General features: G+C 40.8%; 21 protein-coding genes. 15 read left to right on the top strand and 6 right to left on the bottom strand.

The features are described 5' to 3' along the window. Positions 1-7: 7 nt before the first annotated feature. The 9 genes from EQG61_RS04835 to EQG61_RS04795 all read left to right on the top strand — a co-directional run bounded on the left by EQG61_RS04835 (position 8) and on the right by EQG61_RS04795 (position 12,176). Positions 8-697 carry an ABC transporter ATP-binding protein gene (locus tag EQG61_RS04835; RefSeq protein WP_129460781.1) on the top strand — a complete coding sequence of 230 codons (690 nt, stop codon included), beginning with the start codon at positions 8-10 and terminating at the stop codon, positions 695-697. Between the two features lie 46 nt (positions 698-743). Next, positions 744-3,674 carry a M16 family metallopeptidase gene (locus EQG61_RS04830; protein ID WP_129460780.1) on the top strand — a complete coding sequence of 977 codons (2,931 nt, stop codon included), beginning with the start codon at positions 744-746 and terminating at the stop codon, positions 3,672-3,674. Between the two features lie 108 nt (positions 3,675-3,782). Continuing rightward, positions 3,783-4,352 (top strand): cob(I)yrinic acid a,c-diamide adenosyltransferase, encoded by a 570-nt coding sequence (locus EQG61_RS04825; protein ID WP_129460779.1) that lies wholly within the window; start codon positions 3,783-3,785, stop codon positions 4,350-4,352. Positions 4,353-4,506: 154 nt separating this feature from the next. Continuing rightward, positions 4,507-4,728 carry a DUF2795 domain-containing protein gene (locus EQG61_RS04820; RefSeq protein ID WP_073362738.1) on the top strand — a complete coding sequence of 74 codons (222 nt, stop codon included), beginning with the start codon at positions 4,507-4,509 and terminating at the stop codon, positions 4,726-4,728. Positions 4,729-4,828: 100 nt separating this feature from the next. Further along, positions 4,829-8,176, top strand: coding sequence for a preprotein translocase subunit SecA (gene secA / locus EQG61_RS04815; RefSeq protein ID WP_129460778.1), 3,348 nt, complete (start codon positions 4,829-4,831; stop codon positions 8,174-8,176). Positions 8,177-8,291: 115 nt separating this feature from the next. Continuing rightward, positions 8,292-9,539: a peptidase T gene (gene pepT, locus EQG61_RS04810; RefSeq protein ID WP_129460777.1), complete on the top strand. Its 1,248-nt coding sequence runs from the start codon at positions 8,292-8,294 to the stop codon at positions 9,537-9,539. Positions 9,540-9,718: 179 nt separating this feature from the next. Further along, positions 9,719-10,285: a hypothetical protein gene (locus EQG61_RS04805; RefSeq protein WP_129460776.1), complete on the top strand. Its 567-nt coding sequence runs from the start codon at positions 9,719-9,721 to the stop codon at positions 10,283-10,285. Between the two features lie 157 nt (positions 10,286-10,442). Beyond that, entirely contained in the window at positions 10,443-11,252 is an 810-nt protein-coding gene (locus EQG61_RS04800; protein WP_129460775.1) for a hypothetical protein, read from the top strand. A 345-nt stretch (positions 11,253-11,597) separates the two neighbouring features. Beyond that, the gene (locus EQG61_RS04795; protein ID WP_129460774.1) at positions 11,598-12,176 is read left to right on the top strand and encodes a YdeI/OmpD-associated family protein; all 579 of its coding nucleotides are present in this window, start codon (positions 11,598-11,600) and stop codon (positions 12,174-12,176) included. Positions 12,177-12,205: 29 nt separating this feature from the next. Here EQG61_RS04795 and yajC read toward each other — a convergent pair whose 3' ends face one another. From yajC to EQG61_RS04780, 3 genes are all read right to left on the bottom strand, one after another. Beyond that, positions 12,206-12,481, bottom strand: a complete 276-nt coding sequence (yajC, locus tag EQG61_RS04790) for a preprotein translocase subunit YajC (RefSeq protein WP_129460773.1) — start codon at positions 12,479-12,481, stop codon at positions 12,206-12,208. 18 nt (positions 12,482-12,499) lie between these two features. Continuing rightward, positions 12,500-13,435 (bottom strand): transcription antitermination factor NusB, encoded by a 936-nt coding sequence (nusB, locus tag EQG61_RS04785; RefSeq protein ID WP_164974889.1) that lies wholly within the window; start codon positions 13,433-13,435, stop codon positions 12,500-12,502. An 88-nt stretch (positions 13,436-13,523) separates the two neighbouring features. Continuing rightward, the gene (locus EQG61_RS04780) at positions 13,524-14,627 is read right to left on the bottom strand and encodes a Glu/Leu/Phe/Val dehydrogenase dimerization domain-containing protein (protein WP_129460771.1); all 1,104 of its coding nucleotides are present in this window, start codon (positions 14,625-14,627) and stop codon (positions 13,524-13,526) included. A 193-nt stretch (positions 14,628-14,820) separates the two neighbouring features. On the opposite strand from EQG61_RS04780, the gene EQG61_RS04775 reads away from it, so the two are divergent. Together EQG61_RS04775 and EQG61_RS04770 are read left to right on the top strand one after the other, a co-directional pair. Beyond that, complete coding sequence (locus EQG61_RS04775) at positions 14,821-16,584, top strand: ABC transporter ATP-binding protein (protein WP_129460770.1); 1,764 nt, start codon at positions 14,821-14,823, stop codon at positions 16,582-16,584. 67 nt (positions 16,585-16,651) lie between these two features. Beyond that, on the top strand, positions 16,652-17,020 hold the full coding sequence (locus tag EQG61_RS04770) for a PUR family DNA/RNA-binding protein (protein ID WP_129460769.1): 369 nt from the start codon (positions 16,652-16,654) through the stop codon (positions 17,018-17,020). Between the two features lie 51 nt (positions 17,021-17,071). On the opposite strand, the gene EQG61_RS04765 is transcribed toward EQG61_RS04770, so the two are convergent. Next, positions 17,072-17,368, bottom strand: coding sequence for a c-type cytochrome (locus tag EQG61_RS04765; protein ID WP_129460768.1), 297 nt, complete (start codon positions 17,366-17,368; stop codon positions 17,072-17,074). Between the two features lie 61 nt (positions 17,369-17,429). Further along, positions 17,430-18,362: a peptidylprolyl isomerase gene (locus tag EQG61_RS04760; RefSeq protein WP_129460767.1), complete on the bottom strand. Its 933-nt coding sequence runs from the start codon at positions 18,360-18,362 to the stop codon at positions 17,430-17,432. 73 nt (positions 18,363-18,435) lie between these two features. Between EQG61_RS04760 and EQG61_RS04755 the strand changes: the two genes are divergently transcribed. From EQG61_RS04755 to EQG61_RS04740, 4 genes are all read left to right on the top strand, one after another. After that, positions 18,436-18,885, top strand: a complete 450-nt coding sequence (locus EQG61_RS04755; RefSeq protein ID WP_129460766.1) for a DUF1569 domain-containing protein — start codon at positions 18,436-18,438, stop codon at positions 18,883-18,885. Positions 18,886-18,940: 55 nt separating this feature from the next. Continuing rightward, positions 18,941-19,618 carry a tRNA (guanosine(37)-N1)-methyltransferase TrmD gene (gene trmD / locus EQG61_RS04750; protein ID WP_129460765.1) on the top strand — a complete coding sequence of 226 codons (678 nt, stop codon included), beginning with the start codon at positions 18,941-18,943 and terminating at the stop codon, positions 19,616-19,618. Positions 19,619-19,777: 159 nt separating this feature from the next. After that, positions 19,778-20,128 (top strand): 50S ribosomal protein L19, encoded by a 351-nt coding sequence (rplS, locus tag EQG61_RS04745; RefSeq protein WP_129460764.1) that lies wholly within the window; start codon positions 19,778-19,780, stop codon positions 20,126-20,128. Between the two features lie 216 nt (positions 20,129-20,344). Next, positions 20,345-21,568 (top strand): NADP-dependent isocitrate dehydrogenase, encoded by a 1,224-nt coding sequence (locus tag EQG61_RS04740; protein WP_129460763.1) that lies wholly within the window; start codon positions 20,345-20,347, stop codon positions 21,566-21,568. Between the two features lie 50 nt (positions 21,569-21,618). On the opposite strand, the gene EQG61_RS04735 is transcribed toward EQG61_RS04740, so the two are convergent. Continuing rightward, on the bottom strand, positions 21,619-22,329 hold the full coding sequence (locus EQG61_RS04735; RefSeq protein WP_129460762.1) for a hypothetical protein: 711 nt from the start codon (positions 22,327-22,329) through the stop codon (positions 21,619-21,621). Between the last annotated feature and the right edge of the window lie 85 nt (positions 22,330-22,414).

The following is a 22,414-nucleotide window of genomic DNA, read 5'->3' as shown; positions in this document are numbered from 1 at the left end:
CATACTCATGGCCGAATCATTAATTAGAATAACCGATATCAAAAGGGATTTCCAACTGGGAAGTGAAACCATTAATGTACTCAAAGGAATTGATTTAAACATCAACAAAGGAGAATATGTAGCCTTGATGGGACCTTCGGGTTCGGGAAAATCCACCCTGATGAATCTTTTGGGATGTTTGGATACGCCAACGTCTGGAACCTATATTCTTAATGGTAAAGATGTTTCCAAAATGCACGATGACGATTTAGCCGAAGTGCGCAACAAAGAAATTGGTTTCGTTTTTCAAACCTTTAATTTGTTACCGCGTACCACCGCTTTGGATAATGTGGCGTTACCAATGGTCTATGCCGGTTATTCCAAATCCGATCGTCACGAACGCGCCAAAGAAGTGTTGGCCCAAGTGGGATTGGCTGACCGTATGGATCACCAACCCAACCAACTTTCGGGAGGACAACGTCAACGGGTAGCCGTTGCCCGAGCATTGGTCAACAAGCCTTCTATTATTTTGGCCGACGAACCCACAGGAAACTTAGACAGTAAAACTTCCGTTGAGATTATGAAGTTGTTTGACGATATTCATGCCAATGGGAACACCGTAATTTTGGTTACTCACGAAGAAGACATTGCACAATATGCCCACCGTATTATCCGTTTAAGAGACGGAATCATTGAAAGCGACACCCCAAACCGATAAGTTGGGGTTTCCTTTTTTTAGTTAATTACACACCAATTCTATTTTTATGAAAAACAAACTAAACCTTACCTTATTTTTCCTAGCCGTTTCGGCAGTAGTATTTGGCCAGCAAACGGGCTTCCAATGGAAAGAAGCTGAATCGGGTGGCTACAAGTACAAATACGTGACCAACGATCCGATGAAAGCCCGTTTTTACACCTTAAAAAATGGCTTGACGGTAATTTTGAGTCCGACCAACAAAGATCCGCGTATCCAAGCTTATGTGGCAGTGAAAGCAGGAAGTAAAACCGACCCGGCTACCAATACCGGATTGGCGCATTATCTTGAGCACATGTTGTTCAAAGGAACCGACAAATACGGAAGTTTGGATTGGGCCAAAGAAAAAGTGGAATTGGACAAAATCGATGCCCTTTACGAGAAATACAACAAATCGACCGATGCAGCGCAACGCAAAGCCATTTACCACCAAATCGACTCCATTTCGGGAGTGGCTAGTAAATATGCGATTGCAAATGAATACGACAAAATGATGACTTCGATGGGAGCGCAAGGCACAAATGCCTTCACTTCATTTGAGCAAACGGTGTATACGGATGATGTTCCTGCGAGTGCCATCGACAAATATTTAACGGTGCAAGCCGAGCGTTTTCGTAACCCTATTTTGCGTATTTTCCATACTGAATTAGAGGCGGTTTATGAAGAAAAAAACCGTTCGCTGGACAACGACGGACGCAAGGTGTTTGAAACCTTATTTTCCAATTTATTCTTAAAACACAATTACGGCTTACAGACAACGATTGGAACGGTTGAACATTTGAAAAACCCGTCGTTAGTAGAAATCCGAAAATATTTCAACAAATATTATGTTCCTAACAATATGGGTATCATTTTATCCGGTGACTTTGATGCGGATAAAGTAATTGCCACCATTGACAAAATGTTTGGGTACATGCAAGCCAAACCGTTTGACAAATATAAATTCGAACCCGAAGCGCCCATCACCGCTCCGATTCAAAAAGAAATCGTAGGTCCCGATGCTGAAAGTTTGACCCTCGGGTATCGCCTACCCGGAAATAAAGACAAAGATGCCTTATTGGCTGATTTGGTAGGACAAATTTTAACCAACGGAAAAGCCGGTTTATTGGATTTGAATTTGGTCAAAAAACAAAAACTGCTCCGCGCCAACGCCTTCACCTACAGTTTGATTGACTATGGTGTTTTGTATTTTTCAGCTTCTCCAACCAACGGACAATCTTTGGAAGACGTGAAAGCCTTGGTATTGGGCGAAATCGACAATTTGAAAAAAGGAAACTTCGACAATGATTTGATTGCTTCGATTATCAATAACATCAAGAAAAATAAAATTACCGAATCCGAGAGTTATGGCGAACGCGCTAGTGTTTTGATGGATGCTTTTACTTCGGAATTGGATTGGAAAGATCAAGTGGCGTATGTGAACAATCTTTCTAAAATTAAAAAAGAAGATATTGTCGCTTTCGCGAATAAATATTTAGGTACTAATTATGTGTGTATTTTCAAACGCAAAGGGGATGCACCCCAATCGCAAAAAATTGAAAAACCACAAATTACGCCAGTGGAAACCAATGCCGACAAACAATCGGCTTTTGTGAAAATGGTGGATGATCTACCAGCCACTGCCGCTACGCCCGTATTTTTAGATTACAACACCGCCATTCAAAAAGCAAAATTAGGAAATGCGGAAGTGCTGTATGTCCCGAACAAAGACAATTCGATTTTCCGTTTGCGTTACCGTTACAACATCGGAACGTTGAACGATAACAAACAAAGTATTGCTACTCAATTTGTACAATTCTTGGGTACAGATAAAAAATCTGCCGAACAAATCACGAAAGAGTTTTACAAAATCGCGTGTAGTTTCAACATTAATGCCAATGAAAATTATACCACAGTGACCATTGAAGGGTTGCAGGATAATTTTGAAGCGGCCGTAAAATTATATGAAGAGGTTATCGCTAACATTCAAGCCGATGAAACTGCTTTAAAAGCCTTAAAAGCGCGCATTAACAAATCGAGAAAAGATGCCAAAGCCAACAAAGGCGCCATCTTACAAGGATTAACGAGTTATGCCACCTACGGTCCGGTGAACAAATTCAACAATACGTTCAGCAATACCGAATTGGAAGCCCTTACGGCGCAAGAATTGGTCGATCGTATTAAAAATCTAAACAACTACGAACAAACGGTAATTTATTACGGACCCGCTTCTTTAACCTCTTTAACAGAAAAATTAAAAGGTTTACACAAAGTACCGACTCAATTTTCAAAACCTGCTCCGGCAAAAGAGTTTACGTTAACCACGCAAAATTCCAACCAAGTCTTGTTTACCGACTACGATATGGTGCAAGCGGAAACACGTTGGGTTCGCAATTTAGAAGCGTTCGATCCCAATCAAAAAACAATTGTGAATGTATTCAACAATTATTTTGGCGGCGGAATGGGTTCGCTGGTTTTCCAAACCATTCGCGAAAGTAAAGCCTTAGCCTACAGCACATACGGATACATCATGGAACCACAAAAAGCTGAAGATCACTTCCAAATCTTAGCCTATGTGGGAAGTCAGGCCGACAAATTCAACGAAGCGACTGTGGCCATGAATGAGTTATTGAACGTGATGCCTGAATTACCAGCAAATCTGGAATTGGCAAAAACACAAATCAAAAAAGACATTCAAACCGAACGCATTACACAAGACGGTATCATTTTCAATTATTTAAATGCCAAACAATTGGGATTGACTGCTGACGCACGCCAACAAATGTACAATCAGGTGGACAGCATCCAAATGAAAGACGTGAAAGCGTATCATCAAAGTCATTTGGCCAATAAAGCGTATACTTATGCCATTGTTGGTTCAGAAATACGAATCAACTTGGAAGATTTGAAAAAACTGGGTGAAGTGAAAAAAATCACTTTAGAAGAATTGTTTGGGTATTAATTCCGAACCTTCCTAATCATAAAGCTGTCCCTAAAAAGACAGCTTTTTTAATTATTAGTCGGGCCTTTTTGTTACTTTTGAAAACGATTGAAAAAAGCGAAAGCAGCTATGAAAGTATATACAAAAACTGGGGATGCTGGAACTACTTCCCTATTTGGTGGAGACCGCGTTCCCAAACACCATATTCGTATTGAAAGTTATGGTACGGTGGACGAACTCAATAGTTACATCGGACTCGTGCGCGATCAAGAAATGAATCCCTTGTACAAAGCCGTTTTGGTCGAAGTGCAAGACCGTTTGTTTACGGTTGGGGCGATTTTGGCCACACCACCCGCGAAAGAAGTGTTGAAAAACGGAGAAAAACGTTTGCAAAACTTAGGTATCACCGAAGCGGATATCGACTATTTGGAGATGGAAATGGATAAAATGGATGCCGAATTACCGCCCATGACACACTTTGTGTTACCGGGTGGGCATACCACGGTGTCATATTGTCATGTAGCGCGCTGTGTATGCCGTAGAGCCGAGCGTTTAGCGGTGCATTTGAATGACATCGAACCGACAGATTCGCTTGTAATTAAGTACTTGAACCGACTTTCTGACTACCTTTTTGTGTTGGCACGGAAGTTGTCCCTTGACTTGAACGCCGAGGAAACACCTTGGATACCGAGAAAGTAGTTTTCAACCTTTGTTTTGAATAAAAATCAAGTCGCAAGTCCCGTGAAAACCCACTTTTTTACGTTCTTAACTTTTAAATTAAAATAAATCAATTTTTACTTGACTTTTTCAGTTAAAAATTTATTTTTGCAGTAAATCTAAAAATCGAAAGAAGATGTATTGGACATTAGAATTAGCATCGTATTTAAGTGATGCACCGTGGCCTGCTACTAAAGATGAATTAATCGATTTTGCCATCAGAACCGGAGCGCCTCTTGAGGTGGTTGAAAACCTTCAATCCATCGAAGACGAAGGCGAAATTTACGAGTCTATGGAAGAAATTTGGCCAGATTACCCTACGGATGAAGATTATCTGTGGAACGAGGACGAATACTAAGAAATAAAAACATTCACAACTGAAAAAAAGTCTCATTTGGGGCTTTTTTTTTGTTTAAATTTGCACACCCCGAAAGGGGCAAAAACTAAATTATTATACCATGAGTATCATTAACAGCATACTTAAAATGTTTGTCGGAGATAAATCCGAAAAAGATATTAAAGCAATCCAACCTATTGTAGCGAAAATCAAAGCGATGGAAGGTTCGTTGACCGGACTCTCCCACGATCAATTGCGTGCGAAAACCGCTGAATTCAAAGCCAAAATCAAAGACGCTCGCGCTAAATTTGATGAAGAAATCAGCAAACTTAAAGCCGACGCCGAAGCTACACAGGATATCGATGCTCGTGAAGACCTATACAACAAAATCGATGCGTTAGAAAAAGAAGCCTACGAAGCTTCAGAAAAAACACTTAACGATATTTTACCCGAAGCTTTTGCTGTGGTGAAAGAAACGGCAAAACGTTTCAAAGAAAACACATCCATTACCGTAACCGCTTCGCCTATGGACCGCGAATTTTCGGGTTCCAAGGCCTATGTTACCCTAGAAGGTGATCAAGCCGTTTGGGCTAACTCGTGGAATGCGGCTGGAAAAGAAATTACTTGGGACATGATCCACTACGATGTACAGTTGATCGGGGGTATCGTATTGCACCAAGGAAAAATTTCAGAGATGCAAACCGGGGAAGGAAAAACCTTAGTAGCTACCCTTCCGTTGTACTTGAATGCCTTGACTGGAAATGGCGTACACTTAGTGACCGTGAACGACTACCTTGCTAAACGTGACAGCACTTGGAAAGCGCCTTTATTCGAATTCCACGGATTGACTGTTGATTGTATCGATAACCACTCGCCCAACACCGCTGCCCGTCGTAAAGCGTATAATGCCGACATCACTTATGGAACTAACAACGAGTTTGGTTTCGACTACCTTCGTGATAACATGGCGCACTCGCCCGAAGATTTGGTTCAACGCAAACACAATTATGCGATTGTCGACGAGGTGGACTCCGTATTAATCGACGACGCACGTACACCGTTGATCATCTCAGGACCGGTTCCTGATGGCGATCGTCACGAGTTCAACGAATTAAAACCAAAAATCGAAAACTTATACAACCTGCAACGTCAATTGGCAAATGGTTTCTTAGCGGAAGCTAAAAAATTAATCAAAGAAGGCAATGCCAAAGACGGCGGTTTCCAATTGTTGCGTGCTTACCGTGCGCTTCCAAAAAACAAAGCGTTGATCAAATTCTTGAGTGAAGAAGGTGTAAAACAATTGTTGCAAAAAACGGAAAACCAATACATGCAAGACAACAACCGCGAAATGCACAAAGTGGATGAAGCGTTGTATTTCGTGATTGAAGAAAAAAATAACCAAGTGGAATTGACCGATAACGGTATCAAATTCCTATCCCAAGATACCTCTGACGATTTCTTCGTATTACCGGATATCGGAACTGAAATCGCCAACATCGAAAAAATGAATTTGGACAAGGACCAAGAAGCGGAAGCCCGCGAGCGTTTGTTCCAAGATTTCGGGGTAAAAAGTGAGCGTATTCACACCTTAACCCAATTATTGAAAGCGTACACCTTGTTTGAAAAAGACGTGGAATACGTGATCATGGACAATAAAATTTTAATCGTTGACGAACAAACGGGTCGTATCATGGACGGTCGTCGCTACTCCGATGGTTTACACCAAGCGATTGAAGCGAAAGAAAATGTGACCATTGAAGCGGCTACGCAAACCTTTGCTACGATTACGTTACAGAACTACTTCCGTATGTACAACAAGTTGGCAGGGATGACCGGTACCGCTGTAACGGAAGCCGGCGAGTTCTGGGAAATCTACAAATTAGACGTTGTTGAGATTCCGACGAACCGTGGAATTTCACGTATCGATAAAGACGATTTGATCTACCGTTCTGTGCGTGAAAAATACAATGCCATCATTGAAGATGTGGTGAAAATTTCGCAAGAAGGTCGCCCTGTTTTGATCGGTACCACTTCGGTTGAAATCTCGGAATTGTTGAGTCGTATGTTGAAAATTCGCAACATTGCGCACAACGTCTTGAATGCGAAATTGCACAAAAAAGAAGCCGATATCGTTGCCGAAGCAGGTAAACCAGGGGTCGTAACCATTGCCACCAACATGGCTGGACGTGGAACCGACATTAAGTTGACGCCTGAAGTAAAAGCTGCAGGTGGTTTGGCCATCATCGGTACAGAGCGTCACGATTCGCGTCGTGTAGACCGTCAGTTACGCGGTCGTTCTGGTCGTCAAGGGGATCCAGGAAGTTCGCAATTCTATGTATCGTTAGAAGATAACTTGATGCGTCTTTTCGGTTCGGAGCGTGTGGCCAAAATCATGGACCGTATGGGCTTGAAAGAAGGGGAAGTGATCCAACACTCGATGATGACGAAGTCGATCGAACGTGCCCAGAAAAAAGTAGAAGAAAACAACTTTGGAGTTCGTAAACGTTTGTTGGAATACGATGACGTGATGAATGCGCAACGTGAAGTGGTGTACAAACGCCGTCGTCACGCCTTACACGGGGAACGTTTGAAACTGGATATCGTGAACATGTTGTACGATACCTGTGAAGTGATTGTAGCCGACAACAAAGGGGTGAACGATTTTAAAAACTTTGAATTTGAAATTATTCGCTACTTCTCCATCACTTCGCCGATTACGCAAAGTGAATTTGAGAAATTAAACGAAATGGAAATTACAGGTCGTCTCTACAAAGCGGCGTACCAATATTATACAGAGAAATGCGAACGTTCTGCCCGTGAAGCCTTCCCGATTATCGCGAATGTATACGAGAATCCGGGGAACCAATTTGAGCGTATCGTGGTACCGTTTACCGATGGTATCAAATCCTTGAATGTGGTGACCGACTTGAAAAAGGCCTACGAAACGCAAGGTGCACAATTGGTGGCTGATTTTGAAAAGAACATCACCTTAGCTATTGTGGACGAAGCCTGGAAAAAACACTTGCGCAAAATGGACGAATTGAAAACGTCGGTGCAGTTGGCGGTTCACGAACAAAAAGACCCGTTGTTGATTTATAAATTGGAAGCCTTCAACTTGTTCCGTACAATGTTGAATGCTGTGAATAAAGAAGTGATTTCGTTCTTGTTCAAAGGCGATTTACCCCAACAACAAGTGTCGCAAGAAATTCACGAAGCGCGCATCGAGGACCGTCCACGCGAGCAGTACACCGAATCGCGTAACGAAAATGAAGTAGCGGAAAACAATGCTCAAGCGCAGCAAGAAACCCAACCGCAACGCACGGAAACGGTAGTGCGCGAAATGCCAAAAATTAACCGTAACGATACCGTTACCATCAAACATATTTTAAGTGGCAAAACCGAATCGATGAAGTACAAAAAAGCCGAATCGATGATTGCTACAGGCGAATGGGTTATCGTAAACGAATAATACATTACCACTCGAAAAATCTTCCCCGTATCCACCGATGCGGGGATTTTTTTTGCCCAAAATCCACCGCAGCTCCTCCCCGATTTGTTATATTTGTGACACAAAATTTCCAACTATGCAACATATCATTGACCGCTTTATCAGCTACGTCACGATCGATACCGAGTCGGATGCCAACTCACCGACGACACCCAGTACCGCCAAACAATTTGACTTGGCCAACTTACTGGTGCAAGAATTACAAAACATCGGACTCACCGAAGTCACCATCGATGAAAAAGGCTATGTGATGGGTACCCTTCCTTCGAATGTGGACCATGAGGTACCGACCATCGGCTTTGTGTCACATTACGATACTTCGCCCGATTTTACAGGTAAAGGCGTAACGCCACAAATTGTACACAATTACGACGGTGGTGACATCGTGTTGAATGCCGAAAAGAATATCGTGCTTTCGCCCTCTTATTTTGAAGATTTGTTGTTGTACAAAGGACAAACCTTGATTACCACCAACGGACTCACCTTGTTGGGTGCCGACGACAAAGCCGGACTTACAGAGATTGTAACCGCGATGGAATACTTGGTGCAACACCCTGAAATCAAACACGGGAAAATTCGCGTCGGTTTTACGCCGGATGAGGAAATTGGCCGTGGTGCCGACTTTTTTGACGTGGAGCAATTTGGCGCGCAATGGGCCTATACGATGGACGGGAGTCAGTTGGGCGAATTGGAGTATGAGAACTTCAACGCGGCGGGTGCGAAAATTACCTTCAAAGGAAAAAGCGTGCACCCGGGTTATGCCAAAGGCAAGATGATCAACTCCATGTTGATTGCCAACGATTTTATTAATGCCTTACCGAAACACGAAATCCCACAAGAAACGGAAGGTTACGAAGGCTTTTTCCACGTGACGGGCTTGACCGGTAGTTTGGAAGAAACCCATTTGGAGCTGATTATCCGCGACCATGACCGGGCGAAGTTTGAAGCGCGCAAGGCCATGGTACTACAAATTGCGGCCGACATCAACGCGCGTTTTGCGGCACAGTTTGGCGAAGATATTTGTATTGCCGAGGTGAAAGACCAGTACTACAACATGCGGGAAAAAGTCGAACCGATGTACTTTATTGTGGATTTGGCGGAGCAGGCGATGCGCGAGTTGGGAATCGAACCCTTGATTAAACCCATTCGTGGCGGCACGGACGGATCGCGTTTGTCGTACATGGGACTCCCCTGCCCGAACATCTTTGCAGGCGGCCACAATTTCCACGGCAAATACGAATACGTACCCGTAGAAAGCATGCAAAAAGCGGTGGACGTGATTGTGAAGATTGCGGAGTTAACGGCAACGACGAAATTTGAGTAAATCTATCAACATAAATAAAAGTAACGGCGTACGGTAGTGCGCCGTTTTTTTGTGGAACTATTTTAAAAAAGTATTTACTCCGACTAGAAATGTCCACTATGTCGAAAATTGAAAAAGCGTTGGCATCATAATTGGAAAAGAAAAGACTAATCCTCAAATAAAAATTAAATCAACTCGCCATGAAAAAAGCCATCCCACTCCTTTCGTTTTCTTTATTTATAAGCTTTACTTTTCCCTGTTTTCAAATGTGTTCGGATGCTTCGTTATTGAAAAGGAGGCATCAGGAAACACGCCAGTTGGAACCTGCAGCTCCCTCCAAAACAGAACAAATCAAACCTACCCATTTATGGAAAGAAAAGGGGAATGCTACACAAGTTGGCTGGGATGCGGCACGAGCCGAATGGACTTTTACGACGTATGAAATTGCTTTGAAAAGCTTTCAAATAGATACTGTAGCCGATTTAAAGGAACGGGGCACCTATCCGTTTCTTTGTTTTACGGGCGTAGTATTGTTTACCGTATTGCTATGTTATCATGCTGTTCGGCAACGTTTTGCAAGTGTTTTCAGGATTTCGTTGATCAACATTGCCTTGCTTGTAACCGCCGTTGGGCTATGGGTTTATGACAAAACGTTGGAGGAATTGCAGCAATTGAAGTGGGGCTTTTATATGGTGTTTATTACGCTGGTGGTGTTGGCTGTTTTATCAAGTTTCGAAAGGAGAAATAAAAAGCATTTAGACTCTTAACAGAACAATGCTATTGTCTTTGTCAGTGAAAAGATTCGCCATTCATCTTCTTTCAACCAGAAAAAAAATTTGTATTCTTGTAATCAATTAGTAACCACCATACAGCCCTAATACAATTACATCTTTGCGATTAGGGTCGTACCAAAACCAAATGATGATGTTAAAATTTATTCGCCTTGTTCCTAACTGTTTCTGGATTCTTTACTTTGTATTTCTGGCCAATTTAGGTTACGCCCAAGAGGCCGAGAACCTTTTTCACAAACAGTACTCCAAACTTAGTTTTGTGTTTCAACCATCCATCCTTAAAAAAAGTGATGCTTGGAATCGTGACGGATCGACCTACCCCAGCATGCAATTCACCAATGACTTTTCGTACCAGTTTGGGTTTTACTACAATTTTGCGCAATCGGGTAATTTTAATTTTAAAACCGGAGTGATCGCCAAAGAATTCATACCCAAGTTTGATTTGAATATCGACAATGCTGAATTGGGTAATGTGGATTATTTACTGACTCAGTTCGATCCCTACAATCAATTTATTATCTCCATTCCAATAAAAACCGATTACTATTTAAAATTGAATCAAAAATTCAATCTAACGTTTGGTGCTGGATTAAACTTAAATTTAATCACTGGAGCAAATGATGAAGTCATCACCTTGATTAACATTGACAATCAACAAGGTCAAGAAGTTTTGATTTATGATGCTTATTCCAATGGTCATCAAGCAATCAACTTTTCATATGAACTAGCTATGGGAATTCAACACAAAAGCAAATGGGCTTTAATTGACCTCTCCTTTTTCATTAATAATAGTTTATTTCCAGACTATGTAGAAGGAGAATATCATATCAATAATTTACAGAACAGCCCAAGCAAAACGGGAGATTTCATCATTCGCAATAACTTTTATGGATTGAGTTTAAATGTGAGTCCGAAGAAAGGGTGGTTGAGAAAAAAAGGGTAATTACAAAAACCTAAATAGAAAACTATCATACAACGCAACGATTCAACTCGTTGCGTTTTTTTATATACAAGCTAAATCACATTGCGGTGAATCAACCTAAGCAAAAAACCGTTTATACTTTGGTTAACGATCTATTTGCTTTTTATCACCGAAATGGAAACCTTTAATAAAAACCTGTATTTTAGCAGTAACCCGTACCAGCGATTGCAGCGGCATCCTTTGCTGGAGCGTTAGCGAAGGCAAAGATACAGCGGAAAGCGCGGCGGCTTGCCGGGGGCCAAAAGAAATTATGAATTATGAGTTATGAATTATGAGTTATGAATTATGAGTTATGAATTATGAGTTATGAGTGAACAAAAAACGTGGAATCGCAACGCCTTTTGGCAACAGGAACTTGAGGGCTTAAAGGCTATTCTTGCAACGACTGAGTTGGTGGAAACGACCAAATGGGGCGGAATTGTATATACGCTCAACGGGAAGAATGTGCTGGGCTTGGGCGGGTTCAAAAATTACTTTACCATTTGGTTTTTTAACGGTGTTTTTTTGAAGGACGAATTGGGTGTGCTGGTGAATGCCAATGAAGGAGTCACGAAAGGTCTCCGGCAATGGCGGTTTACCCGTTGGGAGGATGTTAACGAAAAAAACGTGTTGCATTACGTGAATGAAGCTATCGCCAATGAACGCGCCGGACTTGCAATCAAACCCGAGAAGAAAGTACGCATCGAATGTGCTTTTCTCGATGCCGAACTCGCTAAGGATGCTGCCTTACGCACGGCTTTTGAGGGGTTTACGCTTTCGAAGCAAAATGAATTTTTGGAATACATCGCCACAGCGAAACAGGAAAAAACGCAAGTGAGTCGGATGGAAAAAATAAAACCACTCATCCTGGAAGGACGCGGTTTGAACGATCGGTACCGAAAATAAAAAAATCCCGAAGAAATCGGGATTTTTAATTATGCTTTTTTGTTCAAGGCAGCACTCAATTCCATCGAAATGGCGGTACGTTCCATTTTTAATTTCCCGGACATGGTTTCGATGATTACTGTGGTTTCAGCCAGCTCGACAATTTTACCGTGAATCCCACTTTTGGTAATAATGCGGTCCCCGACTTTCAAGGCGCTTTCAAATTCTTTTTCTTTTTTCATGCGGTTTTGTTGTGGACGAATCATAAAGAAATAGATGACTACGAACATCAATAAAAACGGCAACATTTGTGTTAATTGACCCATAATTGAATAATTTGTTTGTTATAATAAACCGCGACCGGCTTTTTTCATTTTTCCATTAGCTTGGAATTCTTTGACCAAGTTGTCCAAGATTCCGTTGATGAAGAGACTACTCTTCGGGGTTGAATATTCTTTGGCCAATTCCAAGTACTCGTTGATGGTTACTTTGGCTGGAATGGACGGGAACTTTATGAATTCGCAAATGGCCATTTTTAAAATAATGGTATCCAATTCAGCGATCCGTTCCAAGTCCCAATTGGGGGTTTTGTTTTCAAATTCTTTCCCGAATTCTTTTTCGTTTAATAAGGTCTTGCGCAATAGATCGACAGCAAAGTCGGCATCTTCCGCATCTTTAAAGATTTTCGGTACGCGAAACTCTTCGCTTGTGAAATGACGCAATTGCTTTTGAATCAAAGTGTTCACCACAGGAATATCATCCACCCACGTCAGTTTAAAGTCTTCTAAATAGGCATACAACTTTTCATTGGGCGCAATGATTTCAGTGAATAAATCCATTACAAAGAAACGTTCTTCTTCAAAAGTCACCGTGGGCTTGGCCATGTACTTTTGATACAACGCACTGTTCTTCACATCTTGCAACATATAGATAATAGTATCATCGTTATTCTGCCAGTTGTTGATGTGGTTGTATTCCAAAGCTTGTTGCAAGGACGGATTATTTTCCAAAGCGAGCAACACGGTATTATTGATAAAACGAGTATTGGGATTGCGTTCTTCTGGGGTGGCTAAGTGTTTGTTCTTGGCCAATTCGATGTAGGTTGCCTCCTTTTTACGGAGTTCGACCAACGAAGACAAGAGGATGAGATAAAGGTCGAGGATGTTGTCCAAACTGGCTTTGAGAAATTTCTCTTGTTTGGTGAGGTCATCGCTTCCACTTTGATGCATAGCGTAAATGGTTTGCATCACTTTAATTCGGATATGTCTTCTGTTTAACACGGAATAAGAACTTTTGGGTTAAAAATAACAAAGCGAAAGAAGTGCTCTTTCGCTTTGCAAAAATAAAATTATTTTTTGGGAAACGCGTTTATTTCGCGTTTTCTTTTCTTCGTTGTTCGATACGGTTTTCTGCAATGGCCATCGCTGCTTTTTGCGTGGTCAAGTTGTTTTTCACTGCATAGTCGAAAATTTCTAAGGTTGTATTGTAGATATTTTCGGTACGACGCATCGCTTCTTCTTTGCCGTAGTTGGCAATTTCACCATATACATTGATGATGCCACCTGCATTGATTAAGAAGTCAGGCGCATACACGATTCCACGCTCTTGCAAGATAGGTCCGTGTACATTTTCGTTAGCCAATTGGTTGTTGGCCGCACCTGCGATTACTTTCGCTTTAATTCGGTAAACGGTATCATCATTGATGGTTGCTCCCAAAGCACATGGTGCATAGATATCTACATCAGCGCTGTATAAATCCTCACCTGTAAAGATAGAAGCGCCGTATTTTTTACTTACTTCTTCCAAACGTTGCTCACTCAAATCCACGATTTGAACCAAAGCACCTTCGTTACACAAGTGACTTACTAAGGTTTCACCCACGTGACCGATACCTTGAACCAATACTTTTTTTCCGGCTAAATTGTCCGAACCAAATTGGTATTTGGCAGCGGCTTTCATCCCCATGTACACCCCATACGCGGTTACAGGAGAAGGATTACCTGATCCTCCACGGGCTTCTGAAATACCTGTTACGTAAGGCGTCACATCGCGCACGGTGTCCATGTCAGCGGTAACCATTCCTACGTCTTCTGCAGTGATGTATTTTCCTGAAAGGGAATTTACGAATTCACCAAACTTGCGCATCAACTCCGGATTCTTGTCGGTTTTAGCATCTCCGATTATTACGGCTTTACCCCCACCCAAATTCAATCCAGAAATGGCTGACTTGTATGTCATTCCACGCGACAAACGCAAAACGTCATTCAAGGCTTCCCACTCATTATTGTATTTCCACATACGCGTACCGCCCAAAGCCGGACCCAAAACGGTATTGTGAATTCCGATTATTGCTTTTAAACCTGTATCTTTGTCGTGACAAAAAACGATTTGTTCGTGGTTGTCAAACGAAAGTTGGCCAAATACAGGGTCCATTTTCTGAAGCTCCTGTGCTGTAGTGATTTCTGCAGTCATAAAATTAATTTTGTGTTGCGACTTTATCAATAAGTCGAGACAAATTTAACGTTTTATTCAAGATATTTCATCGAATTATGGTTTAATTAGCATATTGTTAATAAAAACAGGAATCGCTGAATATTTTTAAATTACATTATAACACGTTTTTTAACATAATTTCTAAAAAATAACAACGAGTCGTCTATAACTCATGAAAGAACTTCAATATTTAAATAAATATTTTATAAAATACAAATACCACTTTTTAGCGGGTATTTTCATTACTATCATTGCCCAAATCTTCTTTTCTTACACTCCAAAATTGATTAGCGCTTCTTTTAAAATCATTGAAAATTATCCACAAAATGGTTTACAAAAGTCGGAGGTCTTGAAATTGCTTATTAAAAACATCTCCTTAGCCATTGGAACTTCATTGATTGCAGGGTTTCTCACCTTTTTAATGCGCCAAACCTTAATCGTAATGTCGCGGCATGTCGAATTTGATTTAAAAAACGAAGTCTTTCGTCATTACGAACAATTGGATCAAGGCTTTTACAAACGCAACCGTACGGGCGACTTAATGAATCGCATCACCGAAGATGTGGCTAAAGTGCGCATGTACGTTGGCCCAGCCGTAATGTACACCATCAACACCTTGATACGATTTGGCGTGGTTATTATTTATATGTATAATGTTTCACCACGATTGACGCTGTATACGCTACTTCCTTTGCCTTTGCTTTCCTATGTTATTTTTAAATTGAGTGTGGAAATCAACAAGCGAAGTACCTTATTCCAACAATTTTTATCCAAAGTTTCCAGTTACAGTCAGGAAGTGTTTTCCGGCGTACGGGTTATTAAAGCCTATGCTTTAGAAAATAAAAACCAAGAAGAAATGGCGGCTCTCGCTGAGGAAAGCAAAGCCAAGAGTTTGCAATTGGCGGGAGTACAATCCTTATTTGGTCCGTTGATGATCACCCTGATTGGGATTAGTAACTTGGCGGTTATTTATTTTGGAGGAATGATGTACATCAATGGCGACCCGCATATACAGAGTATCGGTGTCATTGCAGAATTTATTTTGTATGTCAATATGCTCACTTGGCCAGTGGCTTCTATTGGTTGGGTTTCCTCGTTAGTTCAAGAAGCAGCAGCATCTCAAAAACGCATCAATGAGTTTTTAAAAACCCAGCCTGAGATTCAAAACAAGGCAACTGAAATCACGCCTATTCAAGGACGGATTGAATTCAAGAATGTGAGCTACACGTATGAGGACACCCAAATTGAAGCTTTGAAAAACGTTTCTTTTACCGTTGAAAAAGGACAAACATTAGCCATTCTCGGAAAAACAGGCGCTGGAAAATCGAGCATTTTAACACTACTAACCCGTTTACACGACATCGAACAAGGAGCGATTTTAATCGATGCACAGCCGATTGATCAAGTAAACTTAGTTAGTTTACGCGACGCCATTGGGATTGTTCCGCAAGATGCCTTTTTATTCTCGGACACGATTAGTAACAACATCAAATTTGGAAAAGAAAACGCTTCCCAAGAAGAAGTGGAAAGTGCAGCAAAACTAGCAGTTGTTCACGATAACATCATCCAATTCAATCAGCAATATGAAACTATTTTGGGCGAACGAGGAATTACGTTATCGGGTGGCCAAAAGCAGCGGGTTTCCATTGCTCGCGCCATTATTAAAGACCCTAAAATACTATTATTGGATGACTGTCTATCGGCTGTCGACACAGAAACCGAAGAGAAGATTTTAGGCCATTTGAATCGAATTTCGGCGGACAAAACCACCATCATTGTAAGCCATCGGGTATCATCAGCCAAAAATGCGGATCAAATTATTATTTTGGAAGAAGGAAGGATTATTCAACAAGGTTCTCATAATCAATTAGTAAACCAAGACGGCTATTATAAGGAACTTTATGAGAAACAACTTTCTGAAAAAGAAGTACAATAATACTTGCATTATATTCATTTTTTTTTCATTTTCGTAGATAGAAAATTAGTAATTGACTGAATGAATTATGAGAGAAAATGATATGTTGGAAAAAGACGAAATCTTTTCCAAAGTTTTAAGAGCCGGTAGAAGAACTTATTTTTTTGATGTTCGTTCGACAAAAGCAGACGACTACTATATCACGATTACAGAAAGTAAAAAATTTACCGAAGAAGATGGATCGTTTCATTTCAAAAAACACAAAATCTATTTGTACAAAGAGGATTTTGCTGCCTTCCATGAAATTTTAGAAGAAATGACCCATTTCGTTTTGTCATCCAAAGGAGAAGAAGTAATCTCTGAACGTCACCAAAAAGACTTTAAGAAAGAATATCCTGCAGAAGAGTCAGGAAACAACGAAAGAAGTTTTACCGATATAGACTTCGACGATATTTAAAAACAAAAAATCCGAAAGTAATGGCTTTCGGATTTTTTTTTATGCTACTTATTATTCAGCTCCTGAGGTCAGGTAATTGTATATTTTCATCCCTTGTTCATCACTTAAACGGGCTTTCTTTTGCATTCGAGTCACAATCGGTTTCCATGCTTCAGCATTGTAATCCGTCGGTTTGTACAATTGGTGGCAACGGGCACAACTGCCTTCGTATAAACTTTTGCCTTCAGCCAATTCTGGCGTTAATTCTTTTTTAGGAGCGGGCTTTGCTGCTTCTGGCGCTGATTTGCTCGAACCGCAGGCAAAGACAAAACCTGCAACTACAGCCAAAGCAAGTACTTTTGTTTTCATATTTATTAGTTTTGGTAAGTAAAACTACACAAAAAAAGCAGTCCGAAGACCGCTTTTCAAATTATTTAACATCCATTAATTCGACATCAAAAACCAAGATGGCATCCGGTGGAATTACCCCTCCAGCACCAGCTGAACCGTATCCAATATGTGGTGGAATCACAAAACGGGCTTTATCCCCTACTTGCAATAAAGCAATGCCTTCATCCCAACCTTCAATTACATAACCTTTTCCTAATGGAAATTCGATGGGTTTTTTACGTCCGTACGAACTATCGAATACTTTACCATTATCCAAAGCTCCTGTATAATGAACCGAAACTGTTCTTCCTTTTTCAGCTTGTTTGCCATTTCCTTTTTGGATAATTTGGTAACGTAAACCGCTTTCTGTTTTTTGGAAACCAGCCGCTAATTTTTCAATAGCCGCTTCCGCTTTTTGTTTGGCTTCTTCCAAACGCTTCACACGCGAACCTTCAAACACACGAAAGGCTTCAATCGCATTCCATTTTTGGGCTTCCTCGCCTTCGCGAATGATTTCGATACTCTCAATCAAATCGTTTTGTTGAATCGCATCAACCACATCCTGTCCTTCTACCACATGCCCGAAAACGGTATGTTTACCGTCCAACCATGGTGTTGCAACGTGTGTGATAAAAAATTGGGAGCCATTGGTTCCAGGTCCTGCATTCGCCATAGACAATACACCCGGACCGCTGTGCACTAAATCGGGATGAAACTCATCATCAAATTTATATCCCGGTCCGCCCGAACCAATTCCTTGTGGACAACCTCCTTGTACCATAAAGTCAGGAATCACTCGGTGAAATTTTAATCCATCATAATACGGCTTGCCCATCGGACGTGCGTCATTTTCCAATTGACCTTCTGCTAAACCTACGAAGTTCCCCACCGTACCGGGCGTTAAATCGTGGGTTAATTTTACTAAAATAGCACCGCGAGAGGTGTTGAATTTAGCGTATATTCCGTTTTCCATTGTGTTTTTTATTTGAATTGCGGGGCAAAGGTAAACTTATTCTTTTAACTTTGAAACACCAAACCAAAACACCATGCCTTCTATTTTTAATCCAGATGACAACCAACAAATGGTTGCGCGTATTCAACAACTCACCCCTGAATCGAAAGCCCTTTGGGGAAAAATGAGTGTGGACCAAATGTTTGTACATTGTTCCAAAGCCATTGATGTGGCCTTTAATACGATCCCTTTAAAGGTGAATTTCATATTCAAACTGTTGGGACGACTTTTAAAAAACAAAGTCATCGTGAAAGGGGAATTATCCAAAAACAGTCCGACAGCCAAAGAATTTGTCATCACAGACCACACCGATTTCCAAGAAGCCCAAGCGGCATTGATTTCGAGAATTCAACGATTTGCAAATGAGGGTCCGACCTGCATCCAACTCCACAATCACCCTTTTTGGGGCCCACTTACTATCGACGAATGGGATATGTTGATGTGGAAACATTTGAATCACCATTTGGAACAATTTGGCGTGTAAAAAAAACATTGCTTCGTCACGTTCAGGTTGTGTACCTTTGTCCCAAAATTGAGTTATGCGCATTGATATCGTTACCGTTTTACCCGAATTACTTCGCAGTCCGTTTGAAGCGTCTATCATGAAACGCGCTATTGACAAAGGTTTAGTTGAAGTACATTTTCACAACCTTCGCGATTATACCACCAATAAATACAAAAGTGTGGACGATTATCCGTATGGAGGCGGGGCCGGAATGGTGATGATGATCGAACCCATCGACAAATGCATTAGTCAATTAAAAAGTGAGCGCAACTACGACGAAATCATTTACATGACGCCCGACGGTGAAACGTTAAACCAAGGCATGGCCAATGCAATGTCGTTGTATGAGAACATCATCATTCTTTGTGGGCATTATAAAGGAGTCGATCAAAGGGTACGCGACCATTTTATCACCAAAGAAATTTCCATTGGCGATTATGTGTTGTCGGGGGGCGAATTGGGAGCCATCATTCTCTCGGATGCTTTGATTCGTTTAATTCCTGGCGTTTTGAGTGATGAAACTTCTGCATTGACCGACAGTTTTCAAGACAATTTACTCTCCCCTCCCATTTATACAAGACCTGCCGACTACAACGGCTGGAAAGTTCCAGAGGTTTTATTAAGTGGCCATGCGGCAAAAATTGATGAATGGCGGGAGGAAAAAGCGTTCGAACATACCAAAAACCGCCGACCCGATTTACTTGATCGCTAAGTAATTAGCACTTGGAACAAAAAAATACACAAGTACCCAAAAAAATTATAATCCCCCGTTTTTAATTTAAAATAATTAATTACATTTGCACCCGCATTGGACCAACCTCTGACGAGAATCGTGAATGTTGCTCTGACTAAACCATAAAACGTTTTTACAATGGCAGATTTATTAAAATTCGTTCAAGACGAATTCGTTGCAAAAAAAGATTTCCCTGAGTTCGGAGCAGGTGATACCATCACTGTGTACTACGAAATTAAAGAGGGTGAAAAAACAAGAACACAGTTCTTTAAAGGTGTAGTAATCCAACGCAAAGGTGCTGGTGTTACTGAAACTTTTACTATCCGTAAAATGTCAGGTGCTGTAGGTGTTGAGCGTATCTTCCCTTTAAACATGCCTGCTTTACAAAAAATTGAAGTAAACCAAAGAGGTAAAGTTCGTAGAGCACGTATCTTCTACTTCCGTGAGCTTACAGGTAAAAAAGCTAAAATCAAAGAAAGAAGAAGATAATCTTCATTCTGAAGCTATAAAAGGGTCCCGATTTTTTCATCGGGACTTTTTTTTTGAAAAAAAATTACCCCTCAAATTATCAATTTTCTATTTTTCAAACCTTTAAATCACAAATTCGTAATTCAATCGATTTCGCTAGCAAAATTCATGCTCCTTCGGGCGTATCTTCTTATATTTGTGGGATTTTGTTTAATTACGCAAACTAAAACTTTTAATATGGCAAAAATTAAAGTGGCTAATCCAGTTGTCGAATTGGATGGCGATGAAATGACACGAATTATCTGGAGTTTTATTAAAGAACAACTGATTTTACCTTACCTTGATCTTGACATCAAATATTATGATTTAGGCATCGAACACCGAGATGCGACCAATGACCAAGTAACTATTGATGCGGCAGAAGCCATCAAACAATACAATGTTGGTATTAAATGTGCAACCATCACTCCAGATGAAGCACGTGTGGAAGAATTCAAGTTAAAAGAAATGTGGAAATCACCCAACGGTACGATTCGTAATATCGTGGGAGGAACAGTTTTCCGCGAACCAATTATCATGAGTAACGTACCGCGTTATGTTCAAGGTTGGACCCAACCTATTGTAATTGGACGTCACGCCTTTGGGGATCAATACAAAGCTACCGATAAAGTTATCAAAGGAAAAGGGAAATTAACCATGTCCTTTACAGATGAAAACGGTGAAACAACTTCTTGGGAAGTTTTCAACTTTAAAAATGACGGAGTGGCGATGTGTATGTACAATACCGATGAATCGATCTACGGTTTTGCCCACTCTTCTTTCCAAATGGCGTTGACTAAAAAATGGCCACTATACCTTTCTACTAAAAACACCATTTTGAAAGCGTATGATGGACGTTTCAAAGATATTTTCGAAGAAGTTTACCAACAACATTACAAAGCACAATTTGAAGCATTAGGTATTGTTTACGAACACCGCTTAATTGATGACATGGTGGCTTCAGCAATGAAATGGAACGGAGGCTTCGTTTGGGCTTGTAAAAACTACGACGGCGACGTTCAATCGGATACGGTTGCACAAGGATTCGGTTCGTTAGGATTGATGACTTCGGTTTTGGTTACTCCTGACGGAAAAACTGTAGAAGCAGAAGCGGCTCACGGAACAGTTACACGTCACTACAGACAACACCAACAAGGCAGAAAAACTTCGACCAACCCTATCGCATCGATTTTTGCATGGACACGTGGTTTGGAGCACCGTGGTAAATTAGACAACAACCAAGAATTAATCAACTTCTGTCATGCTTTGGAAGCCGTATGTATCGAAACGGTTGAAAGCGGTAAAATGACAAAAGACTTGGCGATGTTGGTAAAACCTGAAGGGCTTACGGATGCGGATTACTTAACAACTGAAGATTTCTTGCAAACGTTGAAAGTGAACTTGGATGCTAAACTAGCTTAAATTTCATTTTAAATTTCATAAAAAAAGGCAGTTAGTAGTTAACTGCCTTTTTATTTTTTTGGAGTAGCATTCGACTGATCCATTTTTTCTACATATTCAACTTGCAATCGAGCCTTATACCCGATTCCTAAGTTCCAATATTTCATTGAAAATAAGGTTCCATTAGCATCATAGAAATTATACTGACCCGTATTCGGGGAGAGTTCGCCATAATTCAACGCCTCAATTTCAATAATATTCATCCCTGGATTCAATTCCACGGTGAATTTTTGAAAATCATCTCTAAGAATGATGGATGGATTCACTAAAATTCCATTCAACCACACCCGAATATTATCGCCATCAATCAAACCATAATCGCGGTTCGCTAATTCAATCGTTTTGGTAAACACAATCGCTTTTCCCAAATCCATGTCGCGGTTGAATAGTTCCGGGCTAACCCCTTCTTCTTTTAATTGATTGTTAAAACGGTCTGTATAGAGCTCAGACGGATTTCGAGGTGCTTCGTATTGTTTATCGGGTATGTCACCAATTTTTGGAATCTGTGGCATACTTTGAAAGATAATATCATCCGAAGTCTTCGCTTTGGGAGTATTCAATTTAAAAGCTGGTACAACCGTTGGCGTGGTAGCCACGTCAGCTTTCTTTTTGGCTAATTTATCGGGAACCGCTTTAATCTGAATCTTCTTCCGACGGGATTCCAACTGGGACCATCCGGAAAAAGTGATTAGAAATGCAATAAGCAATAAGCGGCTTTTCATGCGAGAATTTTGAGTAAATTTAGAAGTAAATCAGTTGCACCTTACGAGTTTAACCCTATGTTAACATTCGTCTTGTAACAACCTG

It is taken from the genome of Flavobacterium stagni, from assembly GCF_004122105.1.
GTDB lineage: Bacteria > Bacteroidota > Bacteroidia > Flavobacteriales > Flavobacteriaceae > Flavobacterium > Flavobacterium stagni.
Note: the sequence above shows the minus strand (reverse complement) of the source record. Positions and strands in the feature narration are given on the sequence as shown.

Bases quoted from the DNA above. Each gene is read 5' to 3' on its own strand.
- EQG61_RS04835 (WP_129460781.1), top strand. From the start codon at position 8: ATGGCCGAATCATTAATTAGAATAACCGATATCAAAAGGGATTTCCAA.
- EQG61_RS04830 (WP_129460780.1), top strand. From the start codon at position 744: ATGAAAAACAAACTAAACCTTACCTTATTTTTCCTAGCCGTTTCGGCA.
- EQG61_RS04825 (WP_129460779.1), top strand. From the start codon at position 3,783: ATGAAAGTATATACAAAAACTGGGGATGCTGGAACTACTTCCCTATTT.
- EQG61_RS04820 (WP_073362738.1), top strand. From the start codon at position 4,507: ATGTATTGGACATTAGAATTAGCATCGTATTTAAGTGATGCACCGTGG.
- secA (WP_129460778.1), top strand. From the start codon at position 4,829: ATGAGTATCATTAACAGCATACTTAAAATGTTTGTCGGAGATAAATCC.
- pepT (WP_129460777.1), top strand. From the start codon at position 8,292: ATGCAACATATCATTGACCGCTTTATCAGCTACGTCACGATCGATACC.
- EQG61_RS04805 (WP_129460776.1), top strand. From the start codon at position 9,719: ATGAAAAAAGCCATCCCACTCCTTTCGTTTTCTTTATTTATAAGCTTT.
- EQG61_RS04800 (WP_129460775.1), top strand. From the start codon at position 10,443: ATGTTAAAATTTATTCGCCTTGTTCCTAACTGTTTCTGGATTCTTTAC.
- EQG61_RS04795 (WP_129460774.1), top strand. From the start codon at position 11,598: ATGAGTGAACAAAAAACGTGGAATCGCAACGCCTTTTGGCAACAGGAA.
- yajC (WP_129460773.1), bottom strand. From the start codon at position 12,481: ATGGGTCAATTAACACAAATGTTGCCGTTTTTATTGATGTTCGTAGTC.
- EQG61_RS04780 (WP_129460771.1), bottom strand. From the start codon at position 14,627: ATGACTGCAGAAATCACTACAGCACAGGAGCTTCAGAAAATGGACCCT.
- EQG61_RS04775 (WP_129460770.1), top strand. From the start codon at position 14,821: ATGAAAGAACTTCAATATTTAAATAAATATTTTATAAAATACAAATAC.
- EQG61_RS04770 (WP_129460769.1), top strand. From the start codon at position 16,652: ATGAGAGAAAATGATATGTTGGAAAAAGACGAAATCTTTTCCAAAGTT.
- EQG61_RS04765 (WP_129460768.1), bottom strand. From the start codon at position 17,368: ATGAAAACAAAAGTACTTGCTTTGGCTGTAGTTGCAGGTTTTGTCTTT.
- EQG61_RS04760 (WP_129460767.1), bottom strand. From the start codon at position 18,362: ATGGAAAACGGAATATACGCTAAATTCAACACCTCTCGCGGTGCTATT.
- EQG61_RS04755 (WP_129460766.1), top strand. From the start codon at position 18,436: ATGCCTTCTATTTTTAATCCAGATGACAACCAACAAATGGTTGCGCGT.
- trmD (WP_129460765.1), top strand. From the start codon at position 18,941: ATGCGCATTGATATCGTTACCGTTTTACCCGAATTACTTCGCAGTCCG.
- rplS (WP_129460764.1), top strand. From the start codon at position 19,778: ATGGCAGATTTATTAAAATTCGTTCAAGACGAATTCGTTGCAAAAAAA.
- EQG61_RS04740 (WP_129460763.1), top strand. From the start codon at position 20,345: ATGGCAAAAATTAAAGTGGCTAATCCAGTTGTCGAATTGGATGGCGAT.
- EQG61_RS04735 (WP_129460762.1), bottom strand. From the start codon at position 22,329: ATGAAAAGCCGCTTATTGCTTATTGCATTTCTAATCACTTTTTCCGGA.